Below are 12,247 nucleotides of genomic sequence, written 5' to 3'. Positions count from 1 at the left end.
GGAAAAATTTGTCAATGACGGAGCGGGAAGAACAGTTGAAGGCGGATGAACCGGTCGATCTGGATCTGGTTCATCGTTCGCAGGCGGGAGATCATTCCGCCTACGAGGAGCTGACGCGCCGTTATTATAAAAAAATTTACGGGCTGGTTTACAGCATGGTAAACAACCGAGAAGATGCAGAAGATGTTACACAGGATGTTTTTGTGCGGGCGTGGAAGGCACTCGGGCGCTTCCGCGAACAGTCAGGATTTTACACCTGGATCTACCGCATTGCCCTGAACCGGACGATTAATTTCAGAAAAAAACGCAACCGCCGGCAGAATATCAGCTTTGATGAGTTCGATCCCGACATCAAACTGGCCGAATCTTACCGGGAATTTTCCAGCAAAGGATCGGTACTTCGCAAGATGAGTCTTGGAGAATTTCAGAAAAAAATGAACGAAGCCCTCATGAAGCTGTCCGAGAAGCATAGAGCAGTGGTCGTGATGCATGATATTGAGGGAGTCCCTCATGCAAAAATAGCCCGCATCCTGCACACTTCTGAAGGAACCGTGCGGTCGCGTCTTTTTTATGCGCGGCAGCAGTTACAGGCGGAACTCGCGGAGTTTGCGAAATAATGAAGAGTGAAAAGCAGAAAATCAGTGAGTCGGATCTAATCGGACTACTTGCACTCAAAGCGTATGAGCGTCCCAATGAAGACCGGGTGGAAAAAAATATTCAGAGCATCATGCGTGCCGTTCGTAATACGGACAATGCTCCGGCGTCAATTCTTCTTTTTCCGGAAAAAGGATTTTCATGGATATTAGAGCGGCCTCGTTACGGAATAGCCGCCCTTTTCATTTTATTTCTTGGCATGCACCTCATCAACCGTCCGCTGAACGCACTGCATGAAAACCCGACATTATCCATAGAGAAGCCTGAATCGATCAATGATGCCATGGCGGTCCTAACAGCTACCGCTGTTGCCACCAATCAGCCGCAAGTTACCACAAATATTTTTAATATTCGCCGTCCGGTGGCAACCTCTGTTCCATCAATGCTGACCTCATTTGAAGAATAAATTTCCGATCGTCTCTGCCGGATCATTCAATTCGGTTGCGCCGGCGTAATGTGCGGGTTTGGAATGGATCTATCGGAGAAAAAATCGGCAGTGAACTGCTGAACACACAGTTCCCGGCAGATGAATACCGTATGCACTCCTTTAGAGCAGTTTTGTTTTCAGTGCGGATAACCGCTGATTCCGATTTTTTAATTTATTTTCATCACGAACGGAAATTGTGTTATGTGAAGGACCGGTTAATTCATTTAATTATTTGGAATGTATTGTATGCTGGTACCGTATTAATGGTCAAAAAATTCAATCTATGCTCAACCGGAAAAACAGTTTAATTTTATTTGCATTCGCGGCAGCATTCATCGTCGGACTCACCGTATTTTATTTTTTTAAGACTGGAAAAATTAAAACACCGGCGCCGGTGCTTTCCGCCGGCGCCGGTGAAATTGAAGTACCGGCGTTTCCACTCGCCGACTGGCGTACAAATATTGATATCCCAGCACTGCCCGCTACACGCGGCAGCCGTGAAACGTTTGCCGATAAAATTTTACAGAACACACTCGCTGAAGTTGCGAAAAGCTCCGCCGGCAGTTATTCAAATTTTTCCGACTTCATTTCCGGCGGATCATCCGAAATCAATATTAATAGCGGCTGGATCACACCCTATCTTTTTCCTCACCTGGCTCTGCCTCTATTCCGCCTCCGCTTCGCCGAAAATCCGGAAACCGGCGATTATGAATTTTCCGGCGGTGCAATTACACTGCCTGCCGGCGGATGGGAAGCCGGCTACGAAACCGTTCCCGGCACGGAAGAACAGAAAGCGACGATTCAGTGGAAAAAAGATTTCTAAGTTGGGTTTGACCCGCGTTGATCTGTCAAAAAACAGGATGCCGTACACTCAAAAGCCCTGCTTGACTCCACAATGGATAAACGTCAAGCTGTCGCGGCAAAAGGACACAAAAGATGAGTCAGAATAAGTACCTCGATAAATTTATGGAAACTTTCAGGTTTGAAGGTCTCACATTCGATGATGTTTCGCTGATTACACAGTACGCTGATTTTTTGCCCGGCGACACGGATATCACCACACAGCTCTCTACTAATATCCGGCTGAATATTCCTTTTCTCAGCGCTGCAATGGATACAGTGACCGAAGCGGACATGGCGATTGCGATGGCACTGCACGGCGGGATCGGAATTATTCATAAAAATCTTGAGATCGTACAGCAGGCAAGTGCGGTTGCGCGCGTAAAACATTATTTGAACGGTCTGATCAACACGCCGATCACGTTTAATGAAAATCAGACGCTTGCGCAAATCAAAGCATATCGCGACGAAAAAAAATATACGTTCAGCGGATTCCCGGTGCTGAACGACGCCGGGGAGCTCGCCGGAATTCTTACCTCAAAAGATATTAAATACGCACGCAGCCTTGATGTCCGCGCCGGTGACATTATGACGAAAAATGTGATCACTGCCGATGAAACCACAACACTGCAGCAGGCGTATGAAATCATGCAGAAAAATAAAATCGGCAAACTGCCGCTCGTAAAAAACGGTAAACTTACCGGGCTGTACAGTTACACCGATGTTGCTGATTTAATTGAAAATACGCGCCCGCTTTATAACCGTGATGAAAAATACCAGTTGCGCGCCGGCGCCGGCATCGGACCCGGTGATTATACACGAGCCGAAGCGCTCGCAGCTGCAAATGTGGATGTGCTGGTGGTTGACACCGCACATGGCCACAGCCAGGGCGTACTTGAAATGACGGCGTGGGTGAAAAAAACTTTTCCGCGCATCGATGTGATCGCCGGAAATATTGCCACCGGTGAAGCAGCGCTGGCACTGCGTAAAGCGGGTGCGGATGCGGTGAAAGTCGGCATCGGCCCGGGCTCCATCTGCACAACGCGCGTGGTTGCCGGCGTCGGCATTCCGCAGATCAGCGCAATTTATAACTGCGCCGGTGCACTGAAAGGTTCGATTCCGGTGATTGCCGATGGCGGAATACGGCATTCCGGCGACATCGCAAAAGCGATCGTTGCCGGCGCCTCAAGCGTAATGATGGGTTCAGTGCTTGCCGGAACAGATGAAGGCCCCGGTGAAAAAATTCTATTCGAAGGCCGGCAGTTTGTAATTTATCGCGGAATGGGCAGCCTGGACGCCATTAAATCGCGCGAGGGATCGCGTCAGCGTTACGGTTTGAATGACGAAGATGAGCCTGTACCGCAGGGCATTGAAGGTGTTGTGCCCTACGCCGGTTCCGTCAGCAAAGTGCTGAAACAATACGGCGGCGGACTGCAGGCCAGCCTCGGCTACTGCGGTTGCAAAACCATTCCGGAACTGCAGGAGCACGGCCAGTTTGTGCGCGTTTCCGCCGCCGGTATGAACGAAGCGCATCCGCATGATATTAAAATCACCAAAGAAGCGCCGAACTATCGTCGATGAGAATGTGGAGCAGACATTCCTGTCTGCTCACTACCGGAAAACAGGCAGACAGGAATGTCCGCCTCACGAAAAATGAATGATTTTGTTCACAGCTCTGCTTTCGGAATCCGGTGCGCGGCAGTTCAGATGAATCCAACGGTCGGCGCGCTGGAGGCGAATGCAAATAAAATTATTTCCAGCGCCATCGCCGCCGCAAAGTCGGACGCGCAACTGGTAGTTTTTCCGGAACTCGTACTGTGCGGATATCCGCCGGAAGATTTAATTCTGCGCCCGCAGTTTATTCAGGATTGCGACCGGCAGATTGCGCGGCTGGCGAAAGAACTGCCGCCGGAAATTTATGTTGTTGCCGGCGCGCCGTTTGCCGACGGCACCGGCCGGTATAACGCAGCATTTATTTTCTACGGCGGCAACATTGCCGGCGTTTACAAAAAAATGGTTCTGCCGGATTCCGGCATATTCGATGAACAGCATCTGTTTGATGCCGGTAACCGTGCGTTTACATTCGATGCGTGCGACATAAAAACCGGTATTCAGATCGGTGAAGATTCTCTGGAACTTTCCGGTGCGGCGCTTGCAGCGTTAAAAAAAGAAGCACCGGAAATTGTCATTAATCTTTCGGCATCGCCGTATTATCGCGGAAAATACACCGAACGCGAAAAAATACTTTCCGGCGCCGCACAAAAACTGAACGCCCCCCTGCTCTTTTGCAATCTGACCGGCGGTCAGGATGAACTGGTTTTTGACGGCGGCAGTGCGGCATTTGATGCGCACGGTAGATTAACAAGCCGTGCGCCGCTGTTTGAAGAATATACACTCTCTACCGCCACACCGGAAATCTGCCGGAATATTTCCGGTCCGCTGGAAGAAGTATATACAGCACTGAAAACCGGACTGCGTGATTACGTTGAAAAAAACGGTTTTAAAAAAGTTGTTGTCGCGGTGAGCGGCGGAATTGATTCAGCGCTGGTGTTAACGCTGGCAACAGACGCACTCGGTGCGGAACGTGTGGCGGCAGTGACGATGCCGTCGCAATACTCATCCGGCGCAACCATTGCGGATGCAGAAGAAGTTGCAGCCCGGCTTGGTATAGAATTCCATGCGATTCCGATTCTGCCGGTGTATGAGAAATTTATTGCCGGACTTGAAACGGTCTGGGAAAACGCGCCGGCGGATTTGACAGAAGAAAATCTGCAGGCACGGATTCGCGGCACGATGATCATGGCGCTTTCAAACAAGTTCGGCTGGCTCGTGCTGACGGCCGGCAATAAAAGTGAAATCGCCACCGGCTACTGCACGCTGTACGGCGATATGGCCGGCGGACTTGCGGTGATTAAAGATGTGCCGAAAACGCTGGTGTTCGATCTGTGCCGCTGGCGCAACCGGCAAGGCGCAGTGATTCCGGAGTCAACGATTGAGCGTCCGCCGTCTGCCGAGCTCCACCCCGACCAGAAAGACAGTGATTCACTGCCGCCGTACGAAATTCTTGATCCGATTATTAAAGCATACGTTGAGCAAGAAATGAGCGTGACCGCGATGATTGCCGCCGGTTTTGATGCGGCTGCTGTTAAAAAAACGGTACGACTGATTAACTCAAGCGAATATAAACGCCGGCAGAGTCCGCCGGGGATCCGCATCACGCCGAAAACGTTCGGGCGCGACCGGCGTATGCCGCTTACGAACCGGTATACGGGATAAAGGCTTCCTTTTTACCGGCAAATTTCCTATAAATTCACGGTTTTGGAAATCGGAGGAGTTTTATGACAAAAGTTCTTTGTATCGGAGCGGGTTATGTTGGCGGTCCGACGATGGCAATGATTGCCAAAAAAAATCCGAATGTTCTAGTGACCGTCGTCGATATTAACAAAAAACGGATCGCCGCGTGGAATTCCGACATTCTTCCGATTTATGAACCGGGTCTTGATGAAGTGGTGAAAGCTGCGCGCGGGAAAAATCTGTTTTTTTCAACCGATGTAGATCAGGGTATCCGGGATGCAGATATTATTTTTGTCAGCGTGAACACGCCGACCAAAACATTCGGTCACGGCGCCGGCTGCGCCGCCGACCTGCAGCACTGGGAAAGATGCACACGCCAGATTTTAGACGTGTCTACTTCAAATAAAATCGTTGTTGAAAAAAGCACCCTGCCTGTGCGTACCGCCGCTGCAATGGAACGGATTTTAAAAGGTGCAAAAAACGGTGTGCGGTTTGATGTACTTTCTAATCCGGAATTTCTCGCCGAAGGAACCGCAATAAACGACCTTGAAAATCCGGATCGTATTCTGATCGGCGGACACCAAACACCGGAAGGCCAGGCGGCAGTGCAAAAGCTGATCGATCTGTATGCAACCTGGGTGCCGCGCGAAAAAATCCTGACCACCAATCTGTGGTCGAGCGAACTTTCTAAACTGACAGCCAACGCATTTCTGGCGCAGCGTGTCAGCTCAATCAACAGTATTTCGGCATTGTGTGAAGTAACTGAAGCGGATATCAATGAAGTTGCGCACGCGATTGGAACCGACAGCCGGATCGGTCCAAAATTTTTGAAAGCCAGCGTCGGTTTCGGCGGTTCATGCTTTAAGAAAGATATTCTGAATCTTGTGTATCTCTGCGAAAGTTACGGCCTCGATGAAGTCGCCGAATACTGGCGGCAGGTTGTAAAGATGAACGATTATCAGGGATGCCGGTTTGCCGCGCGCATGCTGCAGGAAATGTTTAATACGATTGCCGGCAAACAGATTGCACTGTTCGGTTTTGCATTTAAAGCCAATACCGGGGATACGCGCGAAAGCCCGGCGATTAAAATTGTACATGAGCTGCTGGCCGAAAATGCGCAAGTAGTGGTCACCGATCCGAAAGCGCTCGAAAACGCCGGTTATGAGCTTGCCGATGTGCGCGACCGCGTCATCTTTGAACCGGACCCGTATAAAGCTGCGGAAGGTGCGCACGCCGTCGCCCTGCTCACCGACTGGGATGAGTACAAAGCACTCGATTACAAACGGATTTATGATACAATGATGAGTCCGGCGTTTTTATTTGATGGACGCAACCACCTGAACCATCAGGAACTGTACAACATCGGCTTCAACGTCTACGCCATCGGCAAAGCCGCATTGAAACACATTTAATTTTCAAGTGAAGCAGACATTCCTGTCTGCTCAATCTACTATGAAAACAGGCAGGAATACCTGCCCCGTGTTTTATCGGCGTTCGCCGGCACGAGTGTTGCTGTTTTTGTACTAAACAAAACCGAAAATGCTCTAAAAAGCGGGCGTCAGTCGACCAAGACCGAATGCTTCCACATTCACATCATGCAGTTTTTCCGGCAGATTTTCTTTAATCACATCCAGCCAGACTTTTTCAGGCGCATCCAGATAGCGGCTCAACAGACCGAGCATTGCGATATTCAGCGCGCGTTTATTTTTCAGTTTGTCCAAATCTATCATTGCCGGTTTTAAAATTACCGTTTTCGGGGAACACTCTGCCTCATAGAGCTGGAACTGATCTTCCTGAAACAGCACCAGATAATCAATTGCGCCCGCCGGTATCATCGGACTGAATATTTTTTTACCAAAACGCACATCGCTGCACACCGATCCGCCGCGCTGACTCATGCCGTGCACTTCCGCCTTTTTTACATCCATACCGCGCCGGAAAAACACTTCTGCCAGAATCAGCGATGCTTTCAATACACCCATGCCGCCGATGCCAGCAAGCTTGATATTAACGATTGATGATGGATGATTTTTATTTTCCGATTTCCGATTTCCGATTTCCGGTTTCATAAATTCTTCTCTGATTTTTTTCACATCTTTCAGGTTGTAACTGAAAAAATCCGTTTCCATCCGTGCAATCCGCGGTTCATTAAGACTTCCGCGCGGCGGAGAGAATGCAGGGACGTTTTAGAATAAACACCGTCAGCTCATCTTTTTCCAAAGCCTCTTTCAGCGCTGTTTCATACGCCTCCGTTTCGCGCACCGGATCGAATGTGAACACATTTTCAATATTCATCGCACGCACAACTTTTTCATAATCGAGCGGACTCGCAGGTTCCTGATTCAGACGCCGGCCGGTGCCGGGATGTTCCTGCTGTCCCGTCATCGCCGTTATTGAATTATCAAGAATCAGCAGCACATGGCCGGTATCCGGCACATTGTACGCCATTTCTGCGAGGCCGGTCAGGCCGCTGTGCACGAACGTGCTGTCGCCGATTACGCTCACCACTTTCTTCGCCTCTTCACGCGGCAGAACGTGGCGCATGCCGAGTCCGACTCCAATGCCGGCGCCCATGCAAATCTGCGTATCCATCGCCGCCAGCGGCTGCATCGCCGCGAGTGTATAACAGCCGATGTCGCCGGCGACAATGCAGCCGAGCTTTTTCAGCACTTCAAAACTTTTGGTGTGCGGGCAGCCGGCGCAAAGCTGCGGCGGGATGCCGCGCGGCGGCACCGGTTCCGGCGAAATATCATTGTTTAAAATCCGGCGCACGCGATCTACCGTCAGCTCACCGAAGCGGTACATTTCCGGCGCGCTCTCAATGTTTCCGCCGGCAGCGCGCACAGCGTCCGCCAGAAACGGATCGTTCTCTTCAATCACCCAGGCTGTCTCGACCGCGCCGGCAAATTTTAAAATCGCGTTCACCGGCAGCGGATAACTCATGCCGATTTTGAACACCGCCGCCGCCGGCGCCGCTTCGCGCACATGCTGAAATGCAACGCCGGAGGCAATGATTCCGGTGTCTTTTTCGCCGGCGATAATTTTATTCGGACCTTCCGCTTCGTTCCATTCCGCAATCTCGGCGAGCTTCGCACGCAACCGCCGGTGCGCCGGACGCGCGTGCGCCGGAACCATCACACGATACGGGATATTGCGTTCAAAATGCGGCGCCGGTTTTCCCGCCGGCGTGCGCGGTGTGACAATTGTACCGGAATGACAGACGCGCGTCGTCAGTTTCAGAATCACCGGAATTTTCCACCGTTCCGAAACCTCAAATGCCAGCTGCGTAAAATCGTACGCCTCCTGCGAATCCGCCGGCTCCAGACACGGAATACCGGCAGCCACCGCGTAACGCCGCGAATCCTGTTCGTTCTGGCTCGACGCCATGCCTGGATCATCCGCCACAACGAACACCAGCGCACCGTCAACACCGCTGTATGCCGCCGTAAACAAAACATCTGCCGCTACATTCAATCCGACGTGCTTCATCGTCGAGAACGCGCGCGCGCCGGCGAACGAAACGCCGAGCGCTACTTCCGCCGCAACCTTTTCATTGGGCGCCCATTCTGCCGCACCGCCCAGACGGTTAAAATCGTCCAGAATCTCGCTCGACGGCGTGCCCGGATATCCCGCACCGTATGCCGCACCCGCATGCAGTGCGCCTAAAGCCACCGCCGCATTGCCCATTAAGAATTGCCGATTACCGATTGCCGATTGCCTATGGGAGATTACAGATTTTTGATTTTCCTTTTTCATGAAAACTCTTTTTTCTTAACCACAGAGATCACAGAGGGTGAATTCTCTGAGTCTCCGTATACTCTGTGGTCATATCTTTTTTCGTTATCTTCTATAAAAATTATCCGTTTCCATCCGCGCAATCCGCGGTCAAACTTAAAACCCATTCCGGTATCCGCACCGGCCGGCCGGTCTCCGGCGAAACCAATGCATGCACGGTGTGGCCTTCCGCAACCGGCGCACCGGTTGACGCCTGCGTGATACGGTTCTCAAACCGCAGCCGGGCGCGGCCTTCCGGCTGCATCGTCACCGACATCTCAAGCAGGTCATCATACATCGCGCGGCCTTTAAAGAAAACGTGCGCCTCGACCAGCGGCAGCAGAATTCCGCGCTTTTCCCATTCCGAATACGGCAGACCAAGCGCACGCGCCAGTTCGGTGCGGCCGACCTCAAACCACTCCAGCGCGCGCGAATTATAAAACGTCTGCATCTGGTCGGTCTCGCTATAGCGAACTCTAAACTGCATTGTGAACGGCGGTTTCATGGTTTTTCTAAATTAAAATGAGAAAATATACGCCGATATGCCGGAAAAGAAAAGTCATTGTTTAGCAGGCATACCGCACATGCCGGCACAAGTTGACTCATAACAAACACCGCCCGCAGAATATCAAGATTCGTATCAAGCCCGTTAGCCCGTTAAAAAATATTCATGGGGAATGCGCCGGCGCGCTCATTGATTCTCTACGATGAACTTCTGAACAGTTCACAGATTTCCAGCGCACTTACGACGGTGTACCCTTTAAGTTTCCGGCGGACCACCTGCATCCGGCGTGCGACGAGCGACAGATTTTTAAGGTGATATTCCGGCGGTTGCGAATGGGAATCGATCAGCACCAGCACAGTTTGCGGCGGCTCCGGCAGATCGGGCGTCGGCCAGCCCGCCGGAATACGAATGATTCCGAGTACCGGATGCGGCAAATCGCCAAAGCGCGCATGCAGCAGCGCCATGCGCGGTGCAAGTTCAACAGGGAATGAACCGGCAGACGACTGGAAATAACGCAGCACAGCGCGCGCCAGTACCGGCTGATCGCCGAATGCAAAATCCGTCATCTGTTTTAATGCCAGCTCAAGCGTGCCGGTTTCGTCCAGATCGATCGGCAGCAGATCGGGCAAGTCTGCTTCTTCCGGCGGCGCGGTTTCTTTTTCCGGCGCATTGCCGGCACCGGACGGATAAGCAACGATGAGATTGTTTTCAGGAAATTTTTTCACGATCATTTCCGGCAGATGGTCGAGCGCCGGCGACCACTGCACACCGTTGCGCCGGTCAACCGGGAGCAGGATCAGATCATCTGCGCCGATTTCTTTAAAAAGGCTTCTCTGAATTTGACTCCACACCCTGCCCTCTTCTACCGCAGTTTTTACCGCCGGCTTTGTTTTTGCGACGATGGAGAGAATATCGGCAGCATCACCGGCGGCGCAAAAAAGTTTCAATTCGGTCCCGGCCTGATGTGCAAGCATTTTTGCATCGCGAATAAAATCCGGCAGGTCGCGCAATCGCGATGAAAGCGGCGGAAACGGGATGATAATCCGACGCGCAGTGTTGAGGGGACGGACGATCCGGCAGAACATCAGACGCGGTGCGCAGTCTTCCACCAGATGCTGCATGACAGTGCCGAAAATCCGGATGCTCGCGGACTGCTCGCCGCTCCAGCCGACAACGGCAAGCCCAGAACGGAGTTCGCGCGCGGCCTGAATAATTCCGTCAGAAATATTGGATGAAACGCGCAGTGCGGGCTGCACCTGAATATCAGCGGCGGCGGCGTGCGCCAGACAGCCGCCGAGCAGTTTTTCGCCCTGCGCGACGGCTTCATCGGAATATGCCTGTTCGCGCGCTACAGTGAGCGGATAAATTCCGCCGGGACGCGCGCTGTTACGCAGCAGAAAACTTAAATCGAGCAGGCGTGCCGCCGACGTCGGTTTTGAAACCGCCACAAGAATCCGCTGTTCGGCGGCGGAGTGCGCCGTGCGTACCGGCGCTTCGGCAGCCATGCGCCGGCCGTAGCGGTCGACCATCCACGAGCCGAGCGGACAGGTGACAATGATCATGAGAATTGCACCGTTCAAAACGGCTTCATCAAAAATTTTTAAGTTGAACCCGACAACAACCGCTGCGAGCGTCGCCGCCGCCTGCACCACACTCAATCCAAACATGACATTGCCGGTATCGCGGCTGTAACCGCAAAACCGGCGCGCCAGATGCGCCGCAACATATTTGGTGAGAATCACAGCGACAACCATGGTTATGCCGACAATCAGCCCGCGCGTACCGGTAATCATGGCACCAGCGTCGACCAGCATTCCAACGGAGATAAGAAAAAACGGGATAAAAAGCGTGTTGCCGGCGAAGGTTATGCGCGCCATCAGCGCGCTGTTCTCCGGTATTAACCGGTTGAACGCCGCGCCGGTGAGAAATGCGCCGATAATCGGTTCCATGCGCGCGAAATGCGACAGCCACGCACACACGCAAACAACGACGATAACGAATAAAAACTGCGCATTGCCTTTTTCCGGCACGCGGTGAAAAAACCAGCGCGCGGCCAATGGAATTCCCCGCCACGTCAAAGCCGTTAAAGCGAGCATGCCGAAAATGATCGTTACCCAGAAACCGGCGCCGAGTGTCATGCCGCGCGCAGAATCGGCGATAACAGCCAGGACAAGCAGCGCGAGTGTGTCGGTGATGATGGTTGCACCAACGGTGACAGCCACCGGCTCGCTGCGTGAAATTCCGAGGCGGCTGGCGATTGGATATGCCAGCAGCGTGTGCGATGCAAACATACTGGCGAGCAGCAGCGACGCCGGCCAGTTCATGTTGAGAATATAACGTCCGGCGAACGTACCGAGGATTTGCGGCACGAGAAACGTCAGCATTCCAAACGCGATACTGCGTTTATAGCTGCGCATGAAGCGATACAAATCAATCTCAATGCCGGCGAGAAACATGATGTAAAGCATGCCGATTGCACCAAGCAGCGTGACTGCAGTGCTGCGTTCAATAATGTGAAAACCGTTTGGACCGAGCAGCGCACCGAATATGAGCAGAAACACCAGATCCGGAATTCTCAAGCGCTCAGAAATCAGCGGCGCCACGAGCATGGCCAGCGCCAGAATTGCGAATACCAGAACCGGATCTGAAATCGGCAGCATACAAACCTTAATTAAAAATTAAGGTAGAAATTTAAAATATAAAAAATAAAACGTAAAGTTCTACATACGGAATGTAGAAAATTTCTTAAACGT

General features: G+C 52.0%; 10 protein-coding genes. 6 read left to right on the top strand and 4 right to left on the bottom strand.

Translation table 11 applies throughout. The features are described 5' to 3' along the window. Positions 1-14: 14 nt before the first annotated feature. From WC959_01655 to WC959_01630, 6 genes are all read left to right on the top strand, one after another. Positions 15-617: a sigma-70 family RNA polymerase sigma factor gene (locus WC959_01655; protein ID MFA5687848.1), complete on the top strand. Its 603-nt coding sequence runs from the start codon at positions 15-17 to the stop codon at positions 615-617. 86 nt (positions 618-703) lie between these two features. After that, complete coding sequence (locus WC959_01650) at positions 704-1,060, top strand: hypothetical protein (GenBank protein MFA5687847.1); 357 nt, start codon at positions 704-706, stop codon at positions 1,058-1,060. 217 nt (positions 1,061-1,277) lie between these two features. Then, positions 1,278-1,904, top strand: coding sequence for a hypothetical protein (locus WC959_01645; protein MFA5687846.1), 627 nt, complete (start codon positions 1,278-1,280; stop codon positions 1,902-1,904). A 113-nt stretch (positions 1,905-2,017) separates the two neighbouring features. After that, positions 2,018-3,502, top strand: a complete 1,485-nt coding sequence (gene guaB, locus WC959_01640) for an IMP dehydrogenase (GenBank protein MFA5687845.1) — start codon at positions 2,018-2,020, stop codon at positions 3,500-3,502. Positions 3,503-3,574: 72 nt separating this feature from the next. Then, entirely contained in the window at positions 3,575-5,197 is a 1,623-nt protein-coding gene (locus WC959_01635) for an NAD+ synthase (protein ID MFA5687844.1), read from the top strand. Between the two features lie 62 nt (positions 5,198-5,259). After that, positions 5,260-6,627 carry a UDP-glucose 6-dehydrogenase gene (locus WC959_01630; GenBank protein MFA5687843.1) on the top strand — a complete coding sequence of 456 codons (1,368 nt, stop codon included), beginning with the start codon at positions 5,260-5,262 and terminating at the stop codon, positions 6,625-6,627. Positions 6,628-6,759: 132 nt separating this feature from the next. On the opposite strand, the gene WC959_01625 is transcribed toward WC959_01630, so the two are convergent. The 4 genes from WC959_01625 to WC959_01610 all read right to left on the bottom strand — a co-directional run bounded on the left by WC959_01625 (position 6,760) and on the right by WC959_01610 (position 12,154). Then, positions 6,760-7,344, bottom strand: a complete 585-nt coding sequence (locus tag WC959_01625; GenBank protein ID MFA5687842.1) for a 2-oxoacid:acceptor oxidoreductase family protein — start codon at positions 7,342-7,344, stop codon at positions 6,760-6,762. A gap of 19 nt (positions 7,345-7,363) precedes the next feature. Beyond that, positions 7,364-8,971 carry a thiamine pyrophosphate-dependent enzyme gene (locus WC959_01620; protein ID MFA5687841.1) on the bottom strand — a complete coding sequence of 536 codons (1,608 nt, stop codon included), beginning with the start codon at positions 8,969-8,971 and terminating at the stop codon, positions 7,364-7,366. A gap of 100 nt (positions 8,972-9,071) precedes the next feature. Further along, entirely contained in the window at positions 9,072-9,476 is a 405-nt protein-coding gene (locus WC959_01615; protein ID MFA5687840.1) for a thioesterase family protein, read from the bottom strand. 215 nt (positions 9,477-9,691) lie between these two features. Beyond that, positions 9,692-12,154, bottom strand: coding sequence for a cation:proton antiporter (locus tag WC959_01610; GenBank protein MFA5687839.1), 2,463 nt, complete (start codon positions 12,152-12,154; stop codon positions 9,692-9,694). Between the last annotated feature and the right edge of the window lie 93 nt (positions 12,155-12,247).

It is taken from the genome of Kiritimatiellales bacterium (assembly GCA_041656295.1).
GTDB lineage: Bacteria > Verrucomicrobiota > Kiritimatiellia > Kiritimatiellales > Tichowtungiaceae > Tichowtungia.
Note: the sequence above shows the minus strand (reverse complement) of the source record. Positions and strands in the feature narration are given on the sequence as shown.